The sequence below is a fragment of the Methanolobus sp. genome (genome assembly GCF_030682845.1).
GTDB lineage: Archaea > Halobacteriota > Methanosarcinia > Methanosarcinales > Methanosarcinaceae > Methanolobus.
In genome coordinates this window covers 46,993-71,034 of the sequence record NZ_JAUXNK010000031.1, presented here as the reverse complement: position 1 = coordinate 71,034, position 24,042 = coordinate 46,993, and the positions used below count along the sequence as shown (strand labels likewise).

The following is a 24,042-nucleotide window of genomic DNA, read 5'->3' as shown; positions in this document are numbered from 1 at the left end:
GTATCTACAGGTATTAATGGTTCTATGTAATTATAACTAATGAAGCATATCCACAGTAATGCAGACCCTCCTTCTTGCGGCGTAAAGATAATTATGTTTCAGTGCAAAGCATCTTCTATGCAAAAACGTGTAGCTGTGGTTTTTGACAGTGCTGGGACCTTGCTTCGTATGTACCGTGTGGCTAAGGAATCAGCCACAGGTGTTGTACTCGATAATATCCAGACCACACTTCTGGTGGCTCAGAAACCTCGCAGGGCTCTTGTGATAATGAACGGTGACCTTGAGAGCACGATACTATCCTGCCCCCAGATGACATTCCACGAATTCCTGGGGAAATACGGCATCAGCATCGAGATCAGTTGTTCAAGCAGTCCCATAGGGCTGGATGAGGCTTACGGGGTGATACAAAAGAGCAGTGTCTGTGTTGGTGACATAAGGGATGTTATATCTATCGTAAGGGGCCGCTGTCCGGATGTGTTCTATCTTGCCGCAGGTATCATCGTCGATACGGAGGAAAGCACAGTGCCTTATGTGCTTAGTACGGGCGGAAGGATGTATTCCAAGACACCGGCAACAATAACCGAGCTGAAGAGAATGGGCGCTGATGTATTTATCGCTTCAGGTGACGGCTATCATAACCTGAAAAAACTTGCATTATCTGTGGGCATCCCTATGAAGGATGTGTTTGGCGTTGCTTCACCCAGGGAGAAGGAAAGGATAGTCCTTGAACTCCGCAATAGTTATGGCACAGTGATAATGGTCGGGGACGGCATGAACGACATACTTGCACTAAGGGCGGCAGACATCGGGATAATGACTACCCAGCAGGGTGATAAGAGGCCGCAGGTTTTGCAGGATGCGGCAGACAGGATTATTGACAATATATCTGATGTAAAGGATATTGTAAGGCAGGTATTGTCGTAAATGTGCAGAAATCCTTGAGATGTTAGGGTGACAAAGCTCAATTTTTCGGAAGTTAACAGCGCAAAGCCGATGCGTCATGTTTATGTACTGAGTTTAATAATCCAAGTATAACTTATTTATAAAAAACTCATTAGAATGTTGTCAGATCGTTTGTATGGGATGTAAGATACATTGGTGTTAGTTTTGTGCAGAATCTGCAAAACCGTTAAGTAATTTGCATATGTATGCATAGAAACATATTAATGGATAATAACGCCCATGCATCCAGTAGGCGGAGGAAATCATATGGCAGTGTTTATAGAAGTCAAAAACCTTTCACTGGAATTTGACGGTGTCAAAGTTTTAAAGAACATTAACCTGACTATCAATGAAGGAGAGGTTCTGGGCATCCTTGGAAGGAGCGGCTCGGGCAAGACCGTATTGATGCATGTTTTGCGTGGTGTGGAAGAATATGAAGGCATAAGCGGGCAGGTCATCTATCATCTTGCGCGATGTGAGAAGTGCGGGCACATAGAACCTCCGAGCAAGACAGGAATGAAGTGCCCGGAATGTGATGATACTTTAAAGTCCTTTGAAGCTGATTTTGTTAAGCTCTCACTCCATGACCCTGGCAGAAGGGATATCACCAGAAGAATAGCTATCATGCTTCAGCGCACATTTGCGCTTTATGGTGATGATATGGTTATTGCCAATGTGGTAAACTCTCTGACAGAGATCGGTGTCAGTACTGAGGATGCCATGGGCAAGGCAGTGGACCTGCTGGAAAAAGTGGAACTTTCCCATCGCATGATGCATGTTGCACGCGACCTGAGCGGCGGCGAGAAACAGAGAGTTGTCCTTGCACGTCAGCTCGTCAGGGACCCCATGCTGCTCATAGCGGATGAACCTACGGGCACCCTGGATCCCCGGACTGCAAAGGTCGTACACGATGTGATCGACAAGGCTGTCAAGGACTACAAGATGACCATGGTGATAACTTCCCACTGGTGCGATGTTATAGAGGAGCTGGCTGACAAGGCTATTGTGCTTGAGGATGGGGCGATCGTAAGTGAGGGCTCTCCTGCAATTATTGCAAATGAATTCATGAAACTTGTGTGTGCAGTAGAGAAAAAATCCGATATTGAGATAGGTGACACTCTTATCAAGGTCGACAATCTGGTCAAGAAGTACATCTCTGTGAGCAGGGGAGTTGTCTACGCTGTAAATGGTGTTTCTTTTGAAGTAAAGGAAGGGGAGATATTTGGTCTCGCAGGGACCAGCGGAGCAGGTAAGACCACGACATCTGAGATACTGATGGGAATAGTGCAGCCAACCAGTGGTGAAGTGCATGTAAGGGTCGGTGACGAATGGGTGGATATGAAGAAGCCGGGTCCGGAATGCAGGGGTCGTGCAGTGAAATATATGGGTATCCTCCATCAGGAGTACGGGTTGTATAACCACAGGACCATTATCGACAACCTTACAGAGTCCATAGGCATCGACCTGCCCTACGAGCTTGCAGTACGGAAAGCTATTAACACTCTGATATCTACTGGTTTTACTGAGGAAAAGGCAAAATCTATATTATCAAAGATGTCAGATGAGGTTAGTGAAGGAGAAAGGCACAGGATTGCGCTTGCGCAGATCCTTATGAAGGAGCCTGTGATAATAGTAATGGATGAGCCTACAGGTACGATGGACCCCATAACAAAGAAGGAGGTCACCAAATCCATTCTCAAGGCACGCGAAAAAATGGGTGACACTTTTGTTATCGTTTCACATGATATGGATTTCCTTGAGGAGATATGTGACCGTGTTGCTCTTATGAGGAACGGGAAGATCGTTGATATTGGTGCACCTGCAGCAGTTCTCTCAAAACTCACTGATAAAGAACGCATGGAAGCAGCAGCAGGCTCATAACTGCATCCCGGATGCTCCGGGTTAACTGGCGATTTTGCCATTAAAAAGAGGTGTTTGGCACGAGCAGTAAAATAAAGGTAGAAATCAATGGGAATGAGATCGAATTGCCTGAAGGTTCGGTCCTTGAGGATGCTATCAGGTTGTCAAACGCCCCTTACAGGAAAGGTACAGCGATAGGTATCTTCATAGAGAGGGCTGGCGAGGAAGTTGCAGATGTTTCCAGATATACTGTCAGGACCTCAAAGGGCGAGTTCCGGATCGAACTCCAGGATACACCCTCACCTTCTCGAAAAATATGGATGTCCCATTATGCAGAGTACAGTAACATGCCTGTCCGCTGGATAAGCAGGGATGCGGTTGCTTTTGGGTCTTTTGCCTCCGAGATAGTTCCGGTCAGGGGAAACGCGGACCATAAAAGATTTGAGCTGATGTTTGCCGGGGGTTTAGATCCTGCAAACACCCATTTGATATTAGTCAAGGATAAGCACTCTGCCGAATATGGAGCTCCTGAGGAAGGGACTTTTGCAAAAGTGATAAGCGGGAAACACGTACTTCCTGACCTGACTAAGAACGACAGGATACTGGATATTGAACCTGTCACTGAGTCTGCAGAGGCCGGAGAACATATATGTACCACAGACCTTTCCACACGGCTGGAAAATGGTTCCAGGATATTCACATACCTGGAGATAGAGATCGATGCAGAAGCCCCTGAAGGTGCAGAACACCTGTTTGCTGTAACGCGCGATGGTACTTTCCACATAGACGCCGTTTCTTCATCCTATATCTCGGATAACAGGTTCCAGGGTGAACTTGTCACCTATGAGAATTTCGAATCCCGTTCCGCAGGTTCTGTATTTGTAAGGACTGTGGGGTACGGGGCAGGTAAGCTGTTCATTGCCACTGACGACAGGACATCGACCATCATGCACTCGGTGGTTGGTCACGTGGTCAGGGGTCTGGAGCTTGCCAAGATGGCACAGGAAGGCCAGAAGATCATGGTAGAAAGCGTTCCTCATCCTATCATGCTGCTTGGAATGAGCTATGAGGAAGCCGAAAAAGAGATGGAGCTTGTGGGTGTGGAAGTTGTCAGGGAGGGTTATATGGGAGATGATGGCTTTATTGTGACCCAGGACCCTGCAACAACAATAGGCATTTTAAAGGAGGCCAGGGTGACACTGAAGGGTGTTGATCCTGAACATCTTGTTCGTGTCAAACTGTATAATGACCTTGTGCCAAAGACACTTGAATTCTTCAGGCATGCTACCGGAATGCAATATAAGCCTGTGGGTGCCCTGGCTGTTCTTATGACCTATGATAACACCTATATATTTAAGGCCGTAGAGAAAGAGGCTGATAAGTACAAGGAGATCCTGCCTGAGAACACACCCGGTGTGAAAGTGGCAGCAGGGGAGATTGGTGTCACCAACCAGGCTGCTAAAAGGGCCGGCATGGTGGGTGTCAAGCTGGAAGATAATGACCTTTTCGGGCCTACAGGCGAAAAGTTCGCCAGCACCAATATTATCGGAAGGGTGATCGAGACGGAAAAGCTCAGGAATTTCAAGGATGACGATATCATGTATATTATAGAGAGCAGCACGGAGGATTTATGATGTCCCAGGGGCAGAACGATACGCTGACCAAGATCGTGGTTATAAGCTCTGACAGTGTCCTGCCTATAGATGCTGCAATGAGGATATATCAGTCAGATACCAATATAGTGATCAAGGAAACGTGTTTCGGGACCATGGTCACAGGCCCCAGGGATGCTGTGAACAGGGTTGTCAGGGAGGTAGTGGACCTTGACAGGAATCATATTTTCGTAAAAGAGAGAGGTTTCCTGCCGGGAGATGAGAGAAGATGCCGTTCATCCCGTGGAGGAGGCCCAAGGCCCGGGTTCCATTACCTGAGGCATGAGGTGCAGATGCTGCCCACTATCGGAAAAGCACTTGATGCATATGACCGGAAAGCACCTCTTAAAGAAATAGGGTCAAAGAAGAAGCTTGACGTGGATAAACTGGAAGATATGATCAAATCCGAATTATGAGGCAATATTATGGTTAAAGTCATCATATACCCGACAAACAGCCTGATCCTTTCCGACCTGGTTGAGAGGTTCGGCCACAAACCCATTGCTATGATGGAGAAGATCAAGGAAAAGATCTCAACTGTCAGCGTGGATTCACCCCCATTGAATATAACCCCGGAAGAGCCTAAGATGGGCTTGAAGTATGCAGCAGTGGAAGTACCGGCTGGTGTAAGGGGAAGGATGGCAATTGTGGGTCCTATGATAGAAGAGGCCCAGGCAGGCATCATTGTCAACGACTCCCCGATGGCATTTGGATGCATGGGCTGTGCGCGTACCAACGAACTGACAAAATACCTCATCAGGCAGCGTGAAATGCCTATCCTGGAAGTGGACTATCCGCGTGAAGGCAACGATGAGGAGGCTAAGGGATTCGTGTACAAGATCGCAGAGTTCCTGAAATCCCTGCCCGGGGATGAAGAGGAAGATAAAGCATGAGTGACAAATCCGTTGTAAAAGTAGCTCTGGTATCATGCGGCTCGGAATATGCGGGTGTGCATAAAGAACTTGAATCTGTGGCAAAATCCGTTGATGCCAAGCTGGTATTTCCGGAGATAGATGTTTCTTCCCTGGATACGATCGGCAGGGATTTTGGTATAGAGGCAGCCAGCCCTGATCTGAGACTCATGATGGCAAGGGCAAAAGCTGTTGTTGAAGGGATAACAGACGTTGACGGAGTATTCATTACTTCATGTTTCAGATGCGCAGAGGCTGCTATTGTAAGGAATGAGCTGAGGCGCTATATCCACAAACATTCAGACATTCCTGTTATCAGTTATTCGTTTACGGAGCGCACAACGGCAGCAACCCTCATGACCCGTATGGAAGCACTGACCACGATCGCAAGAAGGAAGCATCTGCTTGCAAGGGAGCACCAGACCGGCCTTACCGCAGGCATAGACTCAGGTTCCACCACCACCAAGGCTGTTGTAATGAAAGATGACAAGATACTCGGTACCGGATGGGTGCCTACGATCAAGGTTATTGAAAGTGCAACAGAGGCTTTTGATAAAGCACTTGAGCAGGCAGGTGTCAGGCGGGAAGACATCCAGGCAATAGGGACCACGGGATATGGTCGTTTTCTTGTGGGTGAACATTTCAATGCCCAGCTTGTGCAGGAAGAGATCACAGTTAATTCAAAGGGTGCTGTCTATCTTGCCAATAAGCAGAAAGGCCCTGCCACTGTTATAGACATCGGGGGTATGGACAACAAGGCCATATCCGTTGATGACGGCATACCCGGCATGTTCACAATGGGGGGTATTTGTGCCGGAGCATCCGGACGTTTTCTGGATATGACTGCCAAAAGGCTTGGCGTGGATATCACCGAACTTGGTGCTCTGGCGGTGAAAGGTATGCAGAATAAAGTGGACATGAACAGCTACTGTATCGTTTTCGGTATCCAGTCACTGGTAAATTCCCTTGCAAAAGGTGCCACTCCTGAAGACGTCGCAGCAGCTGCCTGTCATAGTGTGGTCGAGCAGATATTCGAGCAGCAATTGCAGGAAGTCGATGTGAAGGAGCCTCTTATCCTCGTGGGTGGTTCATCTCTCATTGAAGGTGTGCCCAAGGCGCTCAGTGAACTTCTCAAGATCGAAGTACTTGTCCCCCCCAATTCCCATATGATAGGTGCTGTGGGAAGTGCTCTCCTGGCCTCTGGGTTCGTGGAGGAGTGACCTTATGGACGCTCTTGAGACCTTCGTTGTAGAGTCAGCTGTTCCTGCGGAAGCTGAAGCTTACAGGAGCATTGTAGCTGATGTCATCTCCGAACTTATGCTGGGAGGAGCCATAGGGCGGATAAGGATCGTTCTCAGGCCGGAAGATTCTCTGTTCCAGATGGCTATCCTTTTGAGAGGCAGCCAGCCTCCTGTCAGGCTTGTGGATGTTGCCAGCCTGGGATATGGGGTCATGGAGCGCAAAGAGGTCAAGATCTCCATAAGGGAAGAGAAGTACCTTCCTAAGCTTCTGGAGAAACTATGGGCCAGATATGGGCGTGGCCAGGTACTGCAGCCTGAAAGGAATACACTTATAATACGCCAGGACCACGATCCGGAAAAGGAGATTGTATCCCTTGGATCTATGCTTATAGCTGACCCGAAAGAGGGCCTGCAGTCCAGGCTCATCGAAATGGCTATCAGGTCGACCCCTGAAGGCTTCAGGGTCCGGTATCATGCCATGAAAGAGAACAGTTTTATTTTTGTAGCAAGCGAAGACACTTTAAAACCGGCATGGATACAGCAGGCTCACCAGATGCTTGCCGAACTGCAGGAGGAGCAATAATGGCGGCTGTGCTTGAACCATATATCTACGAAGGCGGCATTCATAAGCATACACTTATCACCGAACTCCTTGAAGACCTGGGAGGATACCTTATCCAGAAGATTCCCGCAGCTACGGAAGTCACGCTAATAATGCTGATCCCGAAAAAAGATGTTCCTCTTATTGAGGAGCTGGGCACGAAATTACTTGGCAAGCTGACCAGTGCGCCTCTTACAGGTACTGAAATAGCTGTGGTTTCGCCCACACTTGCTGCCCATCATCTCCCCCACTCGGCCTGCGACGTTGCTGAGCATCTGCGCAGGGACGGGGCAAATACCAATATGATAGGACTGGCCAGAGGAATGGGAAGGAGAGTTGCACTTTCTGCTGATTATGAACGACGGCTTATCAACGAACATGATATCGCTCTTTTCTCTTTCGGGACATTTGCAGATTGTATCAAAAATAAAAAACCCAAGCTATTTGAAGGAATAGATATACCTATTATTGCAACCGGAGGTCCGGACCTCAGGACAGAAGATGTCCCAAACGCTGATGTCTATGTAGGGAATATCGGCAGGGTGGCCCATCGCCTGCGAAAATCTGAAGAGCTGAGCTCTCTGGATATAATGAACCATAAAGTTGCCGAAGTCGTTGGCCTCATGAGGGAGGATATGTCAAAGGACCCTCTCTCGGTGCTTCCTCCGCGTGTCATGAAAGAGATATATGAACAGATCCCTCAGATAGAACAGGTGCTTACACCAGCACCGGTGACTCTGCAACTGGATGGTCTGCGCGTAAAACTTCCCTATGCTGAGTTCCATAAGAAGGTCGAAGACCTTCAATTTGATGAAGGGACCCGCCTTATAGAGCTCGCACGGGTGCTCCCATCCAAAATGAAGAATTATATACTGATCAAGATCAAACGTGAATCAGAGGTCGGTTTTGCCATCTAGGTGAATCCGCAGGTATCCGATTCATCGGGGTTATAGCATGGAAATTGAAAAGATCAAAAAGATCCTGGACCAGGAGCCGGAAGAAGCTGTTGCGGAACTGCTTGAGGATGTGGAAGAGCGCTATGGTGAGATTCCCTATATCATCAACTTCATGAAAGATATGCCAAGCTTATTCATTTCAAGGATGATCTATGAGAACAGTGTCATGCGCCAGATGGATTTCATAGATCCCAAAACAGTTGAACTTATAAGCATAGCGGTGGCTTCTGCACTACGGTGCGAGTATTGTCTCAGGACACATGTGAGGGTCGCCAAGCGTCTGGGAATCTCAAAAGAGGAGATGTTCAGTGCTACGCTTATAGCAGCCACCATTTCCAGCGCAGCGGTACTTGCAGAAGGTACGCGCTCCCTGGATTCCCAGCTTAACAGCATCAAGACTGAAACGGCTGGCAGGGAGGGTAACTGTTCTGTCTGCAGTATCGTTTCTCAGCTTCCTGAAGAGGACTAACCTCTTCGATACAGGAAGCTTCAATATAGTGGTGTTCCGCTTATAAGGACACCTGCTATATAACCCAGGATGACTCCGCCGTTGAGGAACGGAAGTCCTGCCTGTGGTTTTCCTTTCATTACCAGAATACTCAGGGCTATGAATCCTATTATGGTTCCAACCATTGCTGCAATTGCAGGAATTGTGATGAAACCGGCTAAAAGCTCTATTCCATATTTTTCTACAAGGAAAACATTTGCAGAAACGACCAGTATGGTTGGCATTATTGCATCCCCCAGGCCCATAAAGAAAGCCTCTCTCTTCTGGCCTTCTTCCTTTTTGAATGAATCTTGGATAAATGAATACTTCAAGTGTTTTGGTATAACGAATAGTATGGGTAGCCGCAGGTCCATCACGCCTTCTGCAAGGTCTATCATATGTTTGGTCTTGTAGACGGCGATTGCATCGTATATCGCCAGCAGTGCCAGCAATACCACTACAGGAAGTATCGAAAGGGATATGCCGAATATGGCACTTGCTCCGGCACCGATTATGAGTCCGATGATATTAATGACATACCACTCGGGGAACTTGTAGAGCAGGATAGTGAGAACAGCTGCGACAGTAATGGAAATGACATTGTTTGTCAGAGAGGATATATTTGCAATTGAGAGCAGGGCAAAGAATACATAATACATCGTAGCTCCCACAGCCAGCAGGATTGTCAGCTGAATGATCCATTTCATATTCCTTTTGATAGCCATCAACAGGACAAAGGTGAAGGCAAGCACGAAAATAATATATAATATGCTGTTTGCGGCTGAATCCGGATCTTCAAAAGCTCTCATGTCGTTAGCTGCCATGGGTGCTGCAAGCAGTAAGGCAATTACCTGTACCACCAATATGATACCTGCCATTACAAGCATAGGCACATATTCCTGAATACTCTTGTTTTCTGAACTCAATATCTTAACTCCCGTTATTTATTAGTAAATATAAATCTTTATATTTCTATTGAATATGTTAGATGTATATGCACTATTTAATGCTATGCCACTCTTTATTAAAAACAAATGATATAAATACAAGGGATGCGCATATAACGCAAGAGGGAACGCAATGGAAAGCCGGGATATAATATTCTCAATAGTAATGGTAGTATCTGCATTTGTTCTTACCTACGAATGGCTTGGAAGATTCCAGTACAGCCCCGCAAATGCCTTAATTGTGCTGTCTGCCATGGTAATGGTGGGAGCTTTAGCCGCAATGATCCTTTCCGTGGATATGCGCCTGAGAAAGATTGATAATATGCTGGAAGCAAAAGAGCGCTCACTGAGGATAAATATCCAGAGCGTTGAAGGCAATCTCGATAAGCGAGTTGGTGAAGTGCTTGTCAGGATAGACGAGGTGGCTGCTTCTATGGACAGAACCCGTTACAGATAAATCGAATGAATTCGTTATAACTATTTTCTACCAGTCCTAAATACAAATCCGAAAACCATATATACGTCGAATGACGTACTAAGATTCGATAGTTTTTCATTCTAACATAGGGGTGCGTATATGCGCATTAATTTAGAACCGGTAGGTATTATAAAGAAAGCTGGGAAATGTTCTGAGGTTCTTATATACTCTGAGTTTGAGCAACTGATAAAGAATATCGTCTCAAAACTGGGTAAGAACGAAGATGCAGGACGCAATCTCCTTATAATACACAAAAATAAGGTCAACAATGATATTCATCAGGTACAGATTACAAAAACAAATCTTATCGATTGGGCGGGAAACATCCTAAGAGTGGGGAAAATAGACGCTAATGATGATTCCGTCATCGATGTCAGGCTGGAATAAATAGTTTCAGCCAGTGAAGTAAGCAGGTTAGGCAGGCAATACAATGGGTGTTGATCTAGGGGACCTTCTGAAAAAGAAATCAGTAGAGCTGTCAGATTTTTCCTCTAAGGTAATTGCCATAGACGCCTATAACACCCTTTATCAGTTTCTCAGCATTATACGCCAGAAGGATGGCACTCCCTTGAAGGATTCAAAGGGCAATATCACCTCCCATCTCTCAGGGCTTCTTTACAGGATGTCAAGCCTTATGGAAGCAGGGATAAGGCCGGTGTTTGTTTTTGACGGTAAGCCTCCTCAGATGAAGTCCCCTACAATCGAAAAGCGCGTGCAGGCCCGTGAAAATGCACAAATGAAATGGGAGCAGGCACAGGAAGAGGGACTTGCTGAGGAGGCATACAAATACGCTCAGGCTTCTTCACGGATAGATGCGACAATTGTCGAAGATTCCAGGAAATTGCTGAATGCCATGGGTATCCCATTTGTGGATGCTCCATCGGAGGGTGAAGCCCAGGCGGCTTATATGGTAATCAAAGGAGATGCTGATTACGCAGGATCGCAGGATTATGACTCTTTACTTTTCGGCGCCCCACGCGTTGTCAGGAACCTGACGGTATCCGGGAAGAGGAAATTGCCAAAAAAGAACCTCTATGTGGATGTGAAACCCGAGGTTATGGAACTGGAAGAAACTCTTGCCGGGATGGGTGTAACCCGTGAGCAGCTGATAGATATTGCTCTTTGTGTAGGCACGGATTACAATCAGGGGCTTGCGAACATAGGTCCCAGGAAGGCTCTAAAGCTCGTTAAGGAGCATGGGAGTATCGAAAAGATCCTTAGTTCAATGGGTAATGAGATCCCTGACCTGGATATCATAAAAGATTTTTTTATGAACCCCCCGGTTACAAAGGATTATGGGCTCAACTGGAAAAAACCAAAAACAGATTCTGTATTGGAATTACTATGTGATGAGCATGATTTTTCCCGTGAGAGGGTCAGCAAGGCTTTAGAAAAACTGGAGGCGTCTTCCGGTGGAGGCCAGAAGACACTTGACAGCTGGTTCTGATTTTTTATTGAATTTATCTATTCCTTACAAGCAGGGAAATTCCTGTCATTTCATCCGGCTTGCTGATGCCAAGTAGTTCCAGCATGGAAGGTGCAATGTCTGCGAGTTTTCCGGGTTTGAGTGTGATGCCTTCGCCTCCGTTGACAAGTATGCACCTCACAGGGTTGGATGTATGTGCAGTATGCGGTTTTCCTGTAATGTAATCTGTCATTTTCTCTGCATTGCCATGATCCGCTGTGATGAACGCAGCTCCTCCTTCACTCACCAGCGCACCGATCACTCTGCCGACGCAGTCATCAATAGCCTCTACAGCTTTCACAGTCACATCAAATGTACCCGAGTGGCCGACCATGTCCATATTGGCAAAGTTGAGGATGATGACGTCATATTTCCCGGATCTTATTCTCTTCACGAGTTCTTCGGTGACCTCATAGGCGCTCATCTCTGGCTTGAGGTCGTAGGTTGCTATCCTGGGAGACGGTATGAGGCATCTCTCTTCGCCATCATTCAGTTTTTCCACACCACCGTTGAAGAAAAAGGTTACATGGGCATATTTCTCGGTTTCGGCAATGCGTAGCTGTTTTAAGTTTGCCCTGCTCAGGACTTCTCCAAGGGTGTTCTCTATATTCTCAGGCGGGAAGGCAATGGGAACGTCAAGTGTCTCGTCATACTCGGTCATACATACAAAGAATACATGAGGATGCGCCTTCCTTTCAAATCCTTCAAAGTTCTCATTCACGAGTGCATATGTCAGCTGGCGGGCCCTGTCCGGCCTGAAGTTGAAGAACACCAGCGAGTCCCCCTCCTTCACAGTTGCTACAGGTATGCCCTGCTCATCGATTATTACTGTGGGTTTGACGAATTCGTCGTTCTCCCCCCTATCATAAGCCATTTCTATGGCAGACACGGGATCTCTTGCGAGAAGGCCCTCTCCGAAAGTGAGTGCATCGTAAGCAAGTTGTGTTCGCTGCCACCTTTTATCGCGATCCATTGCATAGTATCTGCCCATTACTGTGGCTACTTTGCCAAATCCGATGGAGCGGCAGAACTCCTTATGGCCTTTCATATCTTCCAGGGCAGCCCTGGGTGGCACGTCTCTGCCGTCAAGGAAGGCGTGTATGTATACATTTTCAAGCCCTTCTTTTTTTGCCAGCTCGATCAGGGCTCTCATATGATACATGTGGCTGTGGACACCACCGTAGGAGAACAACCCCATTATATGAAGTGAAGAACTGTTCTTTTTTACATTAGCGATGGCCTGAAGAAATATGGGGTTCCTGGAAAAGTCACCATCTTCTATGGACTTATTGATCCTGGTAAAATCCTGGTATATGGTCCTCCCTGCACCGATATTCAGATGCCCGACCTCTGAATTCCCCATCTGTCCCATGGGCAGGCCGACAGACTCTCCCGCAGCCTCCAGAAGACATGAAGGATATTTGTCTATAAGGCCGTCAAGCACCGGTGTCCTGGCGGCAAGCACTGCGTTTCCTATTGTTTCTTGTGTATAACCCCACCCGTCAAGTATCATGAGCAAAAGGGGTTTTCTGACTTGAGACATGTAAATAAAATAGTCCTGAAGGTTCATAAATGCGTTGTTTTTGGAGGCGTTGGATTAAAAAACAGCTCCAATATCCGTGTCAGACTATAGATTCACGTTTGTGGTCCTATCAAACCTGAATAAATCTTCAAAGGGAAGTGTAAGAGAACAACTTCCCCCGGAGCTATCAGGATGTTTTGATGTGTGATAGCAGCATATTGAACTGCAATAAAAGATTACTTTCCATAAGGAGTATGTCTCCTCCGCTCCTGTCCCTTCCTGTGGCGTTGAGCACGGTGAATTCAAGGTCTTTTTCGGCTTCCGTGCGGATCAGGGCAAACGGATCTGCAGAATCCCGCTTTCTTGATGCTACTGCCCTGTTAAGGACAAAAGGGTCCAGATAATGGTTGATCCACAGGTCAAGTTCTCTCCTGTATCGTGTGGAAAGCGGCATGTTCCCAATCAGGGACAATGCTTGCTTCCTGTTCTCTTCATAGTATGCAATCCATTCGGTATTAATACCCCCCTGGCATTCTATCCTGACTGGAGCTTAAAACTATCAATGAGATTTTGTTTTCTCAATATTTATTGCTTTGTACTAATATTTATACTTATCTAATTATTAAACTAATGTTATCGTTATTTATTTATCTCTATATCCGCCACTTTCAATGGCTGAGAATTTTCTTTCCAGCCTGAAAGGGGAGTCCGGTTGAAATGTTTCCAATGCCGCTCCCGGTAGTTCGAACTAATGAAGGGGTTAGGATATGCCAGAAACAATCAAGAGATCAGAAGATGAGTGGAAACAGATACTTTCCAAGGACAAGTATCTGGTTTTGAGGCAAAAAGGCACTGAACCAGCATTTACAGGCAAGTATTACAATTCCAAGGAAAAGGGCACTTATCTGTGTGCTGCATGCAAACAGGAACTTTTCAGTTCGGAATCAAAGTATGACTCCGGCACGGGATGGCCAAGTTTCACAAGACCTATTTCTGAGGACCGCATTGTACGGCATGAGGACAACAGCTATTTTATGAAGAGGATAGAAGTGCTTTGCAGCAGGTGTGGAAGCCATCTGGGTCATGTGTTCGATGATGGTCCTGCGCCCACAGGCGAAAGGTTCTGCATGAACTCCATATCCCTTGATTTCAAAAAAGAGAATTGAAAGAAGATTGAAATTAGATCATGTAATTATCGAGGCCATCTAAGAATGGCCTCTAAGTATGTTTAAAACAGATACTATCAACTTTCATCTTACATTTACGGTCATGGTCATATCAGGAGTGTCTGCGATGCTGAATGTGTATGTCCCGCTGCTCTCAAAGATGTGGTGGAATGTGTTTCCGTACTTTATCTCCTGATCATCGAAGAGCCCGTCGTCACTGATAAATGTATATACTTTTTGCTTGTTGTTATTTCTCCAGGTGATCGCGTCTCCCCTGTTTATCTCCACCTCTGGGGGTACGAAGCCATAAAACTCCATACTTGCCATATATTTCGCGGATTCAACAGCTGACACAGGTGCTTCGCTGACCTCCTGTTCGTCTGCCGGTGTCTGTGCCTGTCCTTCCGTCATGTCATCTGCTTCTGTCTGATCATCCGCGCACCCGGATCCCATCACAAGTGCGATCAATATAATAAACAATAACCATTTACTTTTCATGAGTGCCACCTACCATTTGAATATTGCTATCTTACTAATGATACTATAGTATCTCAATTTAATGGTGATGTCTCTGATTAATAAAAGTATTGCCTGCTGAGCGGGTTTCTATATTGATGGCTGTGACTGTTAATCACAGTTGCTTAAATGGCATGTAAAACCTTAACCGGAAAAATTTAAAAACAATGTTATAAATCTAAGGTCATGGATATCTCAGTGTTAGTTCTCCTTTACCTTATGGCTGTGAACATTGCTGCCTTTCACCTGATGGGCAAAGACAAGAAAAAAGCCAAAAAACGTGGCAGCAGGATACCGGAGAAGACTCTCTTCCTATGGGCTATCATTGGAGGAAGCATCGGATCGATTGCCGGAATGCAGTACTTCCGCCATAAGACACGTCACATGACATTTAAGATTGGGATGCCTCTGATACTGTTATTGCAGATATATCTCTTCGGAAGGTATATTCTCGGCCTGATAATATGACCCTGCCTGAAAAAGCGGCTGGCTCAGAATCCCAGCCTTTCCATTTCCCTGAGCATGTCCGGTGATACGTCCGTGAAGTTCTGGATGCCTCCGGTCCATGCCGCTATCATCATCGCGTCCTTGATCTCCTCGGCAGTCGCCCCGAACTTCTTGAGCCTCTGGAGTATCTTGACGGCACTCTCTGTCTTAAGGTTAGAGCAGGCGATTGCAAATACCAGGAGATGTTTGTCCTTCTTTGAAAGCCCTCCTTCCCTGTCTGCCCAGACCGCATTATAGAATCCGGCAAGACCTTCCCCAAAAGCCTCATCCATCTGTTTTGCATAACGGACCGACCTTGGCTGGAACCCCTTCACGTCATTTACCTGTATATCTTCCTGCATTATTACCACCTGTAACTATTACCTATAGCCTCATCAATACTTCTCGTTCATTGATATTATTCATTGACATCACTTATTGATATCTATATTGATATCTCATTACCAATCATAATTTAACAGGAAACGATTTAATGTTTTCTTAACATAGCCTGATCATGAAAAACAGCATTGAATGGGATATCGATGTCAGTATTCTCACAAACCGTTTCATCATGCTTGAAGTTGTGAGGGCCTTGGCTGTTGCTTTTTTGTTCACGGGTATGATCGTGTTCCTAATTTTGTTCCCTTCATTGATGGATGGTTCCCTTCTTACTGATGACACCAATACTTCCGGATTCGGATATTTCCTTTTCATGGTCTTTCTGCTTTTCCTGCTGACAGGTTTCTTCATTTCCATCTACTATGGGAACAGGTACATGCTATCATACTCCGTAGATGAGAAAGGTGTCAGGATATTAACCAGGAAAGCACAGAAGTCCCGGAACCGCGTGGCTAATGTCTTGCTTATCGTCATGGGACTGCTGAGCCGCAATCCCACTGCCGCAGGTGCAGGCATGATGGCGGCGGGCAGGCAGGATCAGGTTCTCAGGTGGAATAATGTCCGCAAGGTCATGTTCCATCCAAAATATCATACCATCGAGCTCCGGGGTGGATATGGTGTGAAGAGCATCATCTTTTGCACACAGGACATGTATGGTCCTGTATCTGCCTTTGTGGCGTCTCACTGCAGAGCCGCAGCTGTCGCATATAAGTGATAGGTTCCAAAAGGATGACTAAATACGGGTGGTAAAAGATGGATTTTCACTCATGTCTTTAAGGTATATCTATAATTAAGGAAATACATTCGTTGAAATGGATTCCACAGACCTACTGAATGCCCTGCAAAAAGAAGCCCGGAAAATATCGAACGAGGATATCTGCCTTGCCCGAGCCGCAGTCGTTGACAGCGTGCAGGACCTGCCCGAGAAGTACAGGAAAGCCTATTCCTCTGATTATTTCACTTACCTGTACGAGGCTTTCCAGGAGCTCAGGACCTGCAAAACATCAGATAAGGCCGAGCCTGTAGACGACGAAGAGCATAGGGACCTGCTTACAAGGATAAGCCAGCAGAACAATAAAAGTAACCCCCGGCAAAGAGCATTCCTCCGTTTTGTGGCTGTGGTCATTCCCTATCTTGCGCTTGTCGCAAAACGGACGATACATCCTCCAGGGATGATCTTCCCCGGCGGGCTGATGATCACATCTCAGGGAGGTGAGTATTATTGTCCTGTCAGGAACAAACAGTCAGGTGTTGAGCTGGCCTTGTGCGACTTTTGCAAATGCAGGGATAGTGAGGAATTAAAGGGAGAGTTGTAATTATATGGGAAGTTGCCCATCCTCAACTAAAGCCGCACTTCTATATATGCCACAATGATGTTTGCTATTGTGATTGCAGGAATCGTATTCTGAGGTATTGGATTAGTAGCTACTTTGTAAAGTCAAAGTACCTTGTATCCTATGAGCTTGAAAAGCAGCGGAGTCCAGAGAACTCCACTTAATCCTTATCCTCATTCACTAAAAACTCAGCAAACACGGGATAGTGATCTGACACTGCCACTGTCTGCTCTTCCGTCAAATTGTATTCCAGGTCAAACCTGTGCACACCATACTGGCCATACAGGTCAGAGGTATCCGTGAGGATGATCCTGTCATATGTATAATTTGTGGATTTGGTGGTGGTGTCCTGGCTGTTATCGATGAGCCAGTAGTATCCATCGAGAGTTGACGTAGAGCCTTTTTTAAAGTAGGAACCATCGGCGTTGAGATCTCCCATGAGAATGAAGTCACCTTCGTCAGGGTAGAGTATTTGAGTGTAGTTCAGTACATCAGCCAGAGCATTTATTTCCTCGGTGGCCTCATCCGGGTCCGTGTGGATCACGATGAGGACAGCGTCATAGTTCCCATCAACTGCCTTGAAAGTTGCGATATATGGCTGCCTGTGGAAAGGATCTGTGCCCTCGGGTTCGGGGTAGGTATGCGGATCTCCTGTGAGTTGCACGGTATTACTGTTGTACACGTAGGCATATTGCTCTTTGCTTGTGGTCCTGCCAAGCCTTTCACTTACAACGTATTGATATTGCGAGCCGTCGGAGTTGACCTGGTCCAGAAGCTTTGGAAGGGCGGTCTGTGAGCTGTCACGGATCTCCTGGATGGCTATTATATCGTAGGTCCTGATTATGTTTGCCAGGACTGCCATTACTTCAGGCTTTGAAGCTTTTGTCGTTCCGAATACCTGGACGTTAAAAGCTCCTACCCTTATAGTTTCATTGGAAGATGGAGATGTGTTTGGATGTTCCTCCTTGGTCTCATCTATCGGGATATCCTCTGTGTCCTCATCGACCTGAATGTATTCTGAAGCATTCGGTTTAACAATATTCTCTGAAGGCGCTTCAGCAAGAACATTCTCTGTTGAAACGCAGCCGAGTGAGAATGACAGGAGGATAAGAATAGCAAATATTTGGATTTTCATATTTTCATACCCAGGTTTTAATAATTAGTACCTTATTTTATGTTCTGGATAGTTTTATCTTTTTTGCTATCAGGGATGTAGCTTGTGTAAAACCCGAGATTGTCATCAATAGCCTTTAAGTAAAAGAGGATGCATTGGGTCGGAGTATATGCATGATAAGAGGGTGAGGTCAAATAGCCTTAGTTGGATGTACAGTTCCACAGGGTAAATATGCCCTTGCCTGCAAGGACAACATCCGGACCCGTATCTGATTACAAAAATCACTTATCGATGATCCTCTGTGATTGAAAACATCTGTTAATTAAGGGTATTTGTGGGAGCCAGCAGGACTGAATAGTTGCCATCAGATCTGGTTAAATAAGCTCGCGATAAAAGGGATTGTTATGTCCAAACCTTTATTCATGGAATGTTATCTGAAGATTGCAGACAATGAATTGCCTTCAAGGCCTGGGCTCTTGAAAAGGATATCTGTCGCTTTTGAGGAGGATTCCATTGGTCATCGGTTAAAGAGATTTTTTTGCCTGTATGCTATCGATTTTATACCATATATCTGACGTAAATTATGGTCACTTTTCATGAAATCAATACCATGTTCCTGTCTATTAAAGGTTCGAATTTTTACCAACTGTTAACTAAATTAAAACGATAAGTTCAATTCTCTTCTTAACCGATGACACATGAAGCAAAATTACATTCAAAAACTAGAAATATGTAAAATATATTAGTAGTCCTGCGCGGATTCGAACCACGGTCTTCGGCTCCAAAGGCCGAAAGGATTGACCACTACCCTACAGGACTACGTTGATCAGCACAATAAATGCATAATGGTACTTATTTGTTATGCAAAACTATGCTCACTTTGCTATTATCAGGGTAAGAAGATCCTTGTCGTGCAGGACGTGGTCAAGGCCTGCTCTCTGGCCTGGATGTTTTGCGGAAGTGCCCCATATAAGGGCATACCTGAACTTTCTCCTGAAATCACGGTGCAATCGGTCACAGATATCCCCGATGGTCGTACCGCTGCGGACTATTAGAGGCTCCTCGAGGTCTGCGGGCTCTCCCTGGGGTTTCAGGTATATTCGTATGAAGTCCAGGGCATCGTAGATGACATCCCTTACTTCCTGCAGGTTCTTTTCCTTATCTGCAGATATGTAGGTTGCATCAGGGAATTCCTTCTTGCATTTGTTCAGTACGTATTCATCTGCCATATCCACTTTATTTATCACGGCGACAGCTGGTACATACACCCTGTTTTCCATGATCACGTCAATGAGCTGGTCTACGTTGATACTTTCTCTCACCAGCACATGGGCGTTATGGATCTTATATTCTCCAAGGATGGTTTTGATGAGCTCATCAGGCATTTCCAGGTCAACGGTGCTGCTGATGGTCACACCTCCACGGTCCTGTCTTTTGATAACTACGTCCGGATGCTTCTGGTTGAGGCGTATGCCGGCATCGTAAAGCTCCTGGGTGAGCACCTGGTAGTGCTGAGGATGATACACATCCATCAGGAACACCACAAGGTCGCAGTTCCTTACCACCGCAATAACTTCCTTGCCGCGCCCGCGCCCGCTTGCGGCACCTTTTACAAGCCCCGGCACGTCCAGTATCTGGATCGTCGCGTTCTTGTATTCAAGCACACCGGGGATGACGTCAAGTGTAGTGAAGTCATAGGCGCCCACCATTGAATTGGCGCCGGTGAGCTTGTTCAGCAGCGTGGATTTACCAACTGAAGGGAAACCTACAAGGGTAACGGTGGCGTCGCCTGACTTTCTGACGGAGTATCCTTCTCCTCCTGATTTGCTGGATGCCCTTTTGATTACCTCGTCGCGCAGACGGGCAAGTTTGGCCTTAAGCCTACCGATATGGAAGGAAGTAGCCTTATTGTATGGCGTTTTCCTGATTTCTTCTTCTACTGATGTTATTTCTTCGTTTATGCTCATTTGCACCTACAATACCGTGCTAAACTAAAAAAGATTTCCCGATAAATCCCAATTCTCCCATACAATCGTTACATTTCAGGCAGCGATATGGTCTCACCGGTTCTCTCATAGGTACGTAATCCTGCAGGAAGTCTCTCTGAGAATTCATGCGAGCTCAATACTGAAAGGAACGATTTGATCTCCGGGGTATCCATTACATCTTTGCGTATCACAAAATCGAACTCATCTTCCGTCACAGGAATGAATGCAAGCCCTGCTTCCTCAGCCGCAGCCTTCAGGCCAAACCCCACATCTGCTCTTTCGTCCTTTATCGCATCGCATACAGAACGATGTGTCTTTGATCCGGAGTTGTAGCCTTCAATGGTTTTTGTAAGTTCCGCCCTGGAAATGCCCTTCTGTGCCGCCAGCCTTCCTATCTCCATGTCCAGTATAGCCCTTGTCCCTGAGCCCCGGTTCCTGTTGATCAGGCGCAGGCCGGGCAAATCCCCAAGTTCTGCCACCCCCTTCCCGGGGCGGAAGATAAGTCCGAGTTCGCGCCTGTATCCTTTGACAAGCACAACGCGGGTAAGGCCCATTTTCATAATGACCGGAAGGTTATACTCTCCTTCTGCACCAGGCATGTTGACGCCTGCAATATCAGTGGTGCCCCCTGCAATTGCGGTGAACCCTGCGCTGGATCCCATGTTTAGCGTCCTGATCATTTTTCCGGTCATGTCCTCAAGCAGATCCACACCAGGGCACTGCCCGCCAACAAACATAAGGTCCGGGCTTCTGGCATTACCGAACATTGTGACCTCTACCGGACTGCCTGCCTCTATGTACTCTGTCTGCGCCTTTATCTCGATAATGCCGTCAGCATCTGCAAGGGTTGTAATGGCACCTGAGGTCTTATCCGCAGGATATGCCCTGCCACGTACCACTCCCACAGGGAACAACTCCTCGCGCCCTCCTGAGCGGATGCCTGTTCCCATTACCGCCGCTACCTTTGTCTTAAACGACGGCGCGACACCAAGCGAATTATATATGATCGGTGCCACGAACTCGTTGAATATGCTGAGTGCCGAGGTCGGATTCCCGGGCAGCCCGATTGTGGGAACCCCATTGATCATCCCGATGACGACCGGCTTCCCGGGTTTGATGGCAATGCCATGAGTAAGTGTTTCTCCCTTATCCTCTATGATCCTATACATGATATCGCCGATTCCGGCTGAAGTACTGCCAGAGGTCAGGACAATGTTGCATTCATTTATCGCCCTGTCAAGTGCTTCTTCCATCAATTTACCTTCATCCGGGACAATGCCGTACATTCTGGGTATTGCGCCGCATTCTTCTACATTTGCGGCTATGGCATAGGAATTTGCATCAAATATCTTTCCTGGCTTTAGCTCCTCTCCCGGTTCGATAAGCTCGTCACCAGTTGAAATAATGCCCACGATAAGCTTCTTTACAGGAACTTCCATTTTGCCGATGGATGCCAGCACTCCTATCTCCCTTGAACCGATGCGGGTATTCTTCCTGAGCACACGCTCTCCTTTCATTATATCCGAACCCGCGCGCATGATGTTCTCTGCGATGTGCACCGGCTGATAGATTAGTACAGTATCTTCTGTCTGTTTCGTCTGCTCCACCATTATGACCGCATCAGCACCTTCCGGGATGGGCGCACCCGTTGAGATTTCTATGGTTTCCCCGTCATTAACAAAGAACCTGTCAGCACAGCCTGCAGGTATGGATGCTGTCAGTCTGAGGGCGACAGGTTCCGGCTCTGTTGCTTTGTAAGTGTCCTTGGCGCGCAGGGCGTAACCATCCTTCACAGAGCGGTTAAATGCAGGCACATCAACACCTGAGAGCACATCTTCAGCCAGAATGCGCCCGACAGCATTGCCGACATTTATATATTCGATTCCAGGAAGTACTTTTATGCGGCTTACCAGTTTTCTTGCATCTTCCACAGGGGTTAGCTCTCTGAATTCCTTACGTTCCATGTGCTCTTACTTTTCTTCAAGATATGCTATAAGCGTTTTGTTAAGTCTGAATATCCTTGAAGTAACATACCAGAGCCCCAAAAGGTACACAGCCCACGTGGGAATGGAGAGCAGTTTCAAGGTAGGATTGTCATCAAGAGCTTCAAAGACTATCAAAAGGGTCACAGGCATAAGCAGTAATATGGCCATTACCGAATCGTTCAGATATTTCAGGTTCTCCATTACTACTTTGCCTTTCTCTCCTGTTATTTCCATTTGTTATCCCTCTGTCAGGTTCTATAATACATAATACACATTAACGGGCTATCTTGCTGACAAAACCAGTGTGTTATCAGCAGGATATTATTCTCGTATTTGTATATAATTCTTATAGTATATAATCAGGTGATGCCTGACATAGTTCTAAAAAAGTACATGGAAGGGATAATCCTTCCAGAGCGGCTCATTTGAATATTGGAGTGCCTGTATTCTGGGTGATGTGCTTGAAGGCCTCTACCATTTTCTTTGTGATGGGTCCTGGTTTTCCGTCGCCTATCGCGCGCCCGTCGACCTTGACAAGAGGAGCGGCTTCTGCAGCTGTGCCGGTGACGAATATCTCATCAGCCGTATAGAGGTCGAACATGCCCAGATTCTCAACATGGACCATAGTGCCCATCTCTTCAAGCAGCTCGATGGCAGTCGCTCTAGTAATGCCTCTCAGGTTATTGACTGTCGGAGGGGTATAGACCTTTCCGTTCTTTATGATGAATATATTGTCACCCGAACCTTCTGAAAGATAGCCGTTGCTGTCAAAGAAGATCGCCTCATCGCCGCCTTTTTCGTTGGCTTCTATCTTGGCAAGGATGTTGTTGAGGTAGTTGAGTGATTTGATGTTTGGTGAAAGCGCATCTGCAGCGTTCCTTCTGACCGCGACAGTGACTCCTGTAAGTCCGGTCTCATAGAGATCACCATACATTGCACCCCATTCCTGGCTGATGATGAATACATTGGGCTTTGGACATTTCCTGGGATCAAGTCCAAGGTCGCCGTTACCTCTTGAAACGATAGGTCTGATATAAGCATCCCTGAGATTGTTCTTCCTGAGAGTTTCAAGGATTGCTTCCTCCATTTCTTCCTTGGTCATGGGGATCTTCAGGGCTATGGCCGTTGCAGAGTCATAGAGCCTGTCGACATGCTCGCGTAACTTAAAAACACGTCCGTTGTATGCTCTTATACCTTCAAAGACGCCGTCCCCATAAAGGAAGCCATGGTCATAAACCGATGTCGTAGCCTTCGATTTTGGGACATACTCGCCATTACAATAGATCAGTAGTTCGCTCATTATAAAGCCTCATTAAATTAATGGTAGATTTGATGCTAAACTATTATATATTTCTATTCGCGCATCGAATTACCTGTTCAGATATTTATGCACTTTCCTGTTTTATACAAAAGACTTTTATGCATAAACGCCTATTTCGTACCTCTGAGCATCTAAAGTGGTCCCGTGGCTTAGCCAGGATATAGCATCGGGCTTCTAACCCGAGGGTCGAGGGTTCGAATCCCTTCGGGATCGCTTTCTATTTTTTAACAGTGATCTTCACGTTCTTATTTGTAAATCCTTTCTAATGCCTCATTCTTTGTTTACATATTATTTCAAGGTCCAATGAGTATCCCTTTAATACAATACAAGGAAACCGGTAAGATGGATACGGCAGTGTCGAAGTAATCTTGAATTGCAATGCAAATGAGATATCTGTCAGCGTGAAGGATAATGGTATCGGGATATCCGACCTGCAGCAAAAGGAACTATTCAAACCGTTTAAACAACTGGATCCTGATACAAACCGGGAATATGAGGGAACCGGCCTTGGCCTGGTACTGGTAAAGAAATTCGTAGAAATACATGATGGAAGGGTATGTGTCAAAAGCGTCCCAGGAAAAGGAAGCACTTTCACCTTTGCAATCCCCACCAGGCAAAGATAAAAAACGTGATCCAAGTCCAGTTTCTATCTAAAAAAGAGGAAGGCA

Annotated in this window: 26 protein-coding genes, 2 tRNA genes and 1 pseudogene; 18 read left to right on the top strand and 11 right to left on the bottom strand. The window is 46.3% G+C overall.

All coding sequences use genetic code 11. From position 1 onward, the window contains the following. Positions 1-117 precede the first annotated feature (117 nt). From Q8J68_RS03170 to Q8J68_RS03130, 9 genes are all read left to right on the top strand, one after another. Positions 118-924, top strand: a complete 807-nt coding sequence (locus Q8J68_RS03170) for an HAD family hydrolase (RefSeq protein WP_305310102.1) — start codon at positions 118-120, stop codon at positions 922-924. Between the two features lie 285 nt (positions 925-1,209). After that, positions 1,210-2,823: a methyl coenzyme M reductase system, component A2 gene (gene atwA / locus Q8J68_RS03165; RefSeq protein ID WP_305310101.1), complete on the top strand. Its 1,614-nt coding sequence runs from the start codon at positions 1,210-1,212 to the stop codon at positions 2,821-2,823. A 50-nt stretch (positions 2,824-2,873) separates the two neighbouring features. Beyond that, positions 2,874-4,436 carry a methanogenesis marker 3 protein gene (locus Q8J68_RS03160; protein WP_305310100.1) on the top strand — a complete coding sequence of 521 codons (1,563 nt, stop codon included), beginning with the start codon at positions 2,874-2,876 and terminating at the stop codon, positions 4,434-4,436. Next, positions 4,436-4,870, top strand: a complete 435-nt coding sequence (locus tag Q8J68_RS03155; RefSeq protein WP_305310120.1) for a methanogenesis marker 6 protein — start codon at positions 4,436-4,438, stop codon at positions 4,868-4,870. The genes Q8J68_RS03160 and Q8J68_RS03155 overlap by 1 nt, the downstream gene beginning before the upstream one ends. 9 nt (positions 4,871-4,879) lie before the next feature. Continuing rightward, a complete protein-coding gene (locus Q8J68_RS03150; RefSeq protein WP_305310099.1) occupies positions 4,880-5,347 on the top strand; it encodes a methanogenesis marker 5 protein in 468 nt (155 codons plus the stop codon). Then, the gene (locus Q8J68_RS03145; protein ID WP_015053493.1) at positions 5,344-6,585 is read left to right on the top strand and encodes a methanogenesis marker 15 protein; all 1,242 of its coding nucleotides are present in this window, start codon (positions 5,344-5,346) and stop codon (positions 6,583-6,585) included. The genes Q8J68_RS03150 and Q8J68_RS03145 overlap by 4 nt, the downstream gene beginning before the upstream one ends. Positions 6,586-6,589: 4 nt before the next feature. Further along, positions 6,590-7,189 carry a methanogenesis marker 17 protein gene (locus Q8J68_RS03140; protein WP_305310098.1) on the top strand — a complete coding sequence of 200 codons (600 nt, stop codon included), beginning with the start codon at positions 6,590-6,592 and terminating at the stop codon, positions 7,187-7,189. After that, entirely contained in the window at positions 7,189-8,124 is a 936-nt protein-coding gene (locus Q8J68_RS03135) for a methanogenesis marker 7 protein (RefSeq protein ID WP_305310097.1), read from the top strand. Before Q8J68_RS03140 ends, Q8J68_RS03135 begins: the two co-directional genes overlap by 1 nt. Positions 8,125-8,161: 37 nt before the next feature. Continuing rightward, complete coding sequence (locus Q8J68_RS03130) at positions 8,162-8,632, top strand: carboxymuconolactone decarboxylase family protein (RefSeq protein WP_305310096.1); 471 nt, start codon at positions 8,162-8,164, stop codon at positions 8,630-8,632. Between the two features lie 20 nt (positions 8,633-8,652). On the opposite strand, the gene Q8J68_RS03125 is transcribed toward Q8J68_RS03130, so the two are convergent. Next, the gene (locus Q8J68_RS03125; protein WP_305310095.1) at positions 8,653-9,576 is read right to left on the bottom strand and encodes a presenilin family intramembrane aspartyl protease PSH; all 924 of its coding nucleotides are present in this window, start codon (positions 9,574-9,576) and stop codon (positions 8,653-8,655) included. A gap of 154 nt (positions 9,577-9,730) precedes the next feature. Between Q8J68_RS03125 and Q8J68_RS03120 the strand changes: the two genes are divergently transcribed. The 3 genes from Q8J68_RS03120 to fen all read left to right on the top strand — a co-directional run bounded on the left by Q8J68_RS03120 (position 9,731) and on the right by fen (position 11,522). Beyond that, the gene (locus Q8J68_RS03120; protein WP_305310094.1) at positions 9,731-10,054 is read left to right on the top strand and encodes a hypothetical protein; all 324 of its coding nucleotides are present in this window, start codon (positions 9,731-9,733) and stop codon (positions 10,052-10,054) included. A gap of 120 nt (positions 10,055-10,174) precedes the next feature. Beyond that, positions 10,175-10,462, top strand: coding sequence for a hypothetical protein (locus Q8J68_RS03115; protein WP_015053487.1), 288 nt, complete (start codon positions 10,175-10,177; stop codon positions 10,460-10,462). A gap of 43 nt (positions 10,463-10,505) precedes the next feature. Then, the gene (gene fen, locus Q8J68_RS03110) at positions 10,506-11,522 is read left to right on the top strand and encodes a flap endonuclease-1 (RefSeq protein WP_305310093.1); all 1,017 of its coding nucleotides are present in this window, start codon (positions 10,506-10,508) and stop codon (positions 11,520-11,522) included. A 13-nt stretch (positions 11,523-11,535) separates the two neighbouring features. Here the strand turns inward: fen and gpmI are convergent, their stop codons facing one another. Then, positions 11,536-13,083 (bottom strand): 2,3-bisphosphoglycerate-independent phosphoglycerate mutase, encoded by a 1,548-nt coding sequence (gene gpmI / locus Q8J68_RS03105; RefSeq protein ID WP_305310092.1) that lies wholly within the window; start codon positions 13,081-13,083, stop codon positions 11,536-11,538. A gap of 166 nt (positions 13,084-13,249) precedes the next feature. Next, the gene (locus tag Q8J68_RS03100; RefSeq protein ID WP_305310091.1) at positions 13,250-13,534 is read right to left on the bottom strand and encodes a hypothetical protein; all 285 of its coding nucleotides are present in this window, start codon (positions 13,532-13,534) and stop codon (positions 13,250-13,252) included. Positions 13,535-13,829: 295 nt separating this feature from the next. Between Q8J68_RS03100 and msrB the strand changes: the two genes are divergently transcribed. Then, the gene (gene msrB / locus Q8J68_RS03095) at positions 13,830-14,228 is read left to right on the top strand and encodes a peptide-methionine (R)-S-oxide reductase MsrB (protein ID WP_305310090.1); all 399 of its coding nucleotides are present in this window, start codon (positions 13,830-13,832) and stop codon (positions 14,226-14,228) included. A gap of 84 nt (positions 14,229-14,312) precedes the next feature. Here the strand turns inward: msrB and Q8J68_RS03090 are convergent, their stop codons facing one another. Further along, on the bottom strand, positions 14,313-14,726 hold the full coding sequence (locus Q8J68_RS03090; protein ID WP_305310089.1) for a hypothetical protein: 414 nt from the start codon (positions 14,724-14,726) through the stop codon (positions 14,313-14,315). A 204-nt stretch (positions 14,727-14,930) separates the two neighbouring features. Between Q8J68_RS03090 and Q8J68_RS03085 the strand changes: the two genes are divergently transcribed. Next, complete coding sequence (locus Q8J68_RS03085) at positions 14,931-15,212, top strand: DUF1294 domain-containing protein (RefSeq protein ID WP_305310088.1); 282 nt, start codon at positions 14,931-14,933, stop codon at positions 15,210-15,212. A 23-nt stretch (positions 15,213-15,235) separates the two neighbouring features. On the opposite strand, the gene Q8J68_RS03080 is transcribed toward Q8J68_RS03085, so the two are convergent. Continuing rightward, positions 15,236-15,592: a carboxymuconolactone decarboxylase family protein gene (locus Q8J68_RS03080; RefSeq protein WP_305310087.1), complete on the bottom strand. Its 357-nt coding sequence runs from the start codon at positions 15,590-15,592 to the stop codon at positions 15,236-15,238. Between the two features lie 155 nt (positions 15,593-15,747). Between Q8J68_RS03080 and Q8J68_RS03075 the strand changes: the two genes are divergently transcribed. Together Q8J68_RS03075 and Q8J68_RS03070 are read left to right on the top strand one after the other, a co-directional pair. After that, a complete protein-coding gene (locus tag Q8J68_RS03075; RefSeq protein WP_305310086.1) occupies positions 15,748-16,347 on the top strand; it encodes a hypothetical protein in 600 nt (199 codons plus the stop codon). Between the two features lie 97 nt (positions 16,348-16,444). After that, the gene (locus Q8J68_RS03070) at positions 16,445-16,948 is read left to right on the top strand and encodes a DUF2115 domain-containing protein (RefSeq protein ID WP_305310085.1); all 504 of its coding nucleotides are present in this window, start codon (positions 16,445-16,447) and stop codon (positions 16,946-16,948) included. 178 nt (positions 16,949-17,126) lie between these two features. Here Q8J68_RS03070 and Q8J68_RS03065 read toward each other — a convergent pair whose 3' ends face one another. The 6 genes from Q8J68_RS03065 to ilvE all read right to left on the bottom strand — a co-directional run bounded on the left by Q8J68_RS03065 (position 17,127) and on the right by ilvE (position 23,353). Next, positions 17,127-18,101, bottom strand: coding sequence for an endonuclease/exonuclease/phosphatase family protein (locus Q8J68_RS03065; RefSeq protein WP_305310084.1), 975 nt, complete (start codon positions 18,099-18,101; stop codon positions 17,127-17,129). 725 nt (positions 18,102-18,826) lie between these two features. Then, positions 18,827-18,899 (bottom strand) — tRNA-Gln (locus Q8J68_RS03060). A gap of 56 nt (positions 18,900-18,955) precedes the next feature. Beyond that, the gene (locus Q8J68_RS03055; RefSeq protein WP_305310083.1) at positions 18,956-20,047 is read right to left on the bottom strand and encodes a GTP-binding protein; all 1,092 of its coding nucleotides are present in this window, start codon (positions 20,045-20,047) and stop codon (positions 18,956-18,958) included. 68 nt (positions 20,048-20,115) lie between these two features. Next, positions 20,116-22,032, bottom strand: a complete 1,917-nt coding sequence (locus Q8J68_RS03050; RefSeq protein WP_305310082.1) for a molybdopterin biosynthesis protein — start codon at positions 22,030-22,032, stop codon at positions 20,116-20,118. Between the two features lie 6 nt (positions 22,033-22,038). Then, positions 22,039-22,287 carry a sodium:proton antiporter gene (locus tag Q8J68_RS03045; protein WP_305310081.1) on the bottom strand — a complete coding sequence of 83 codons (249 nt, stop codon included), beginning with the start codon at positions 22,285-22,287 and terminating at the stop codon, positions 22,039-22,041. Positions 22,288-22,474: 187 nt separating this feature from the next. Then, positions 22,475-23,353 carry a branched-chain-amino-acid transaminase gene (ilvE, locus tag Q8J68_RS03040; protein ID WP_305310080.1) on the bottom strand — a complete coding sequence of 293 codons (879 nt, stop codon included), beginning with the start codon at positions 23,351-23,353 and terminating at the stop codon, positions 22,475-22,477. A gap of 159 nt (positions 23,354-23,512) precedes the next feature. Here ilvE and Q8J68_RS03035 point away from each other — a divergent pair. Next, a tRNA-Arg gene (locus tag Q8J68_RS03035) sits at positions 23,513-23,587 on the top strand. 149 nt (positions 23,588-23,736) lie between these two features. After that, positions 23,737-23,997 (top strand): annotated as a pseudogene (locus Q8J68_RS03030) (ATP-binding protein); the annotation flags it as partial. Positions 23,998-24,042 lie beyond the last annotated feature (45 nt).

What these genes read in the sequence shown, in the direction of transcription:
- Q8J68_RS03050 (WP_305310082.1), bottom strand. Translation starts at nt 22,032, where the DNA reads ATGGAACGTAAGGAATTCAGAGAGCTAACCCCTGTGGAAGATGCAAGA.
- Q8J68_RS03090 (WP_305310089.1), bottom strand. Translation starts at nt 14,726, where the DNA reads ATGAAAAGTAAATGGTTATTGTTTATTATATTGATCGCACTTGTGATG.
- Q8J68_RS03045 (WP_305310081.1), bottom strand. Translation starts at nt 22,287, where the DNA reads ATGGAAATAACAGGAGAGAAAGGCAAAGTAGTAATGGAGAACCTGAAA.
- fen (WP_305310093.1), top strand. Translation starts at nt 10,506, where the DNA reads ATGGGTGTTGATCTAGGGGACCTTCTGAAAAAGAAATCAGTAGAGCTG.
- Q8J68_RS03120 (WP_305310094.1), top strand. Translation starts at nt 9,731, where the DNA reads ATGGAAAGCCGGGATATAATATTCTCAATAGTAATGGTAGTATCTGCA.
- Q8J68_RS03070 (WP_305310085.1), top strand. Translation starts at nt 16,445, where the DNA reads ATGGATTCCACAGACCTACTGAATGCCCTGCAAAAAGAAGCCCGGAAA.
- Q8J68_RS03145 (WP_015053493.1), top strand. Translation starts at nt 5,344, where the DNA reads ATGAGTGACAAATCCGTTGTAAAAGTAGCTCTGGTATCATGCGGCTCG.
- msrB (WP_305310090.1), top strand. Translation starts at nt 13,830, where the DNA reads ATGCCAGAAACAATCAAGAGATCAGAAGATGAGTGGAAACAGATACTT.
- Q8J68_RS03150 (WP_305310099.1), top strand. Translation starts at nt 4,880, where the DNA reads ATGGTTAAAGTCATCATATACCCGACAAACAGCCTGATCCTTTCCGAC.
- Q8J68_RS03155 (WP_305310120.1), top strand. Translation starts at nt 4,436, where the DNA reads ATGTCCCAGGGGCAGAACGATACGCTGACCAAGATCGTGGTTATAAGC.
- Q8J68_RS03065 (WP_305310084.1), bottom strand. Translation starts at nt 18,101, where the DNA reads ATGAAAATCCAAATATTTGCTATTCTTATCCTCCTGTCATTCTCACTC.
- Q8J68_RS03080 (WP_305310087.1), bottom strand. Translation starts at nt 15,592, where the DNA reads ATGCAGGAAGATATACAGGTAAATGACGTGAAGGGGTTCCAGCCAAGG.
- Q8J68_RS03075 (WP_305310086.1), top strand. Translation starts at nt 15,748, where the DNA reads ATGAAAAACAGCATTGAATGGGATATCGATGTCAGTATTCTCACAAAC.
- Q8J68_RS03085 (WP_305310088.1), top strand. Translation starts at nt 14,931, where the DNA reads ATGGATATCTCAGTGTTAGTTCTCCTTTACCTTATGGCTGTGAACATT.
- Q8J68_RS03170 (WP_305310102.1), top strand. Translation starts at nt 118, where the DNA reads ATGCAAAAACGTGTAGCTGTGGTTTTTGACAGTGCTGGGACCTTGCTT.
- Q8J68_RS03130 (WP_305310096.1), top strand. Translation starts at nt 8,162, where the DNA reads ATGGAAATTGAAAAGATCAAAAAGATCCTGGACCAGGAGCCGGAAGAA.
- Q8J68_RS03140 (WP_305310098.1), top strand. Translation starts at nt 6,590, where the DNA reads ATGGACGCTCTTGAGACCTTCGTTGTAGAGTCAGCTGTTCCTGCGGAA.
- gpmI (WP_305310092.1), bottom strand. Translation starts at nt 13,083, where the DNA reads ATGTCTCAAGTCAGAAAACCCCTTTTGCTCATGATACTTGACGGGTGG.
- ilvE (WP_305310080.1), bottom strand. Translation starts at nt 23,353, where the DNA reads ATGAGCGAACTACTGATCTATTGTAATGGCGAGTATGTCCCAAAATCG.
- Q8J68_RS03115 (WP_015053487.1), top strand. Translation starts at nt 10,175, where the DNA reads ATGCGCATTAATTTAGAACCGGTAGGTATTATAAAGAAAGCTGGGAAA.
- Q8J68_RS03055 (WP_305310083.1), bottom strand. Translation starts at nt 20,047, where the DNA reads ATGAGCATAAACGAAGAAATAACATCAGTAGAAGAAGAAATCAGGAAA.
- Q8J68_RS03135 (WP_305310097.1), top strand. Translation starts at nt 7,189, where the DNA reads ATGGCGGCTGTGCTTGAACCATATATCTACGAAGGCGGCATTCATAAG.
- atwA (WP_305310101.1), top strand. Translation starts at nt 1,210, where the DNA reads ATGGCAGTGTTTATAGAAGTCAAAAACCTTTCACTGGAATTTGACGGT.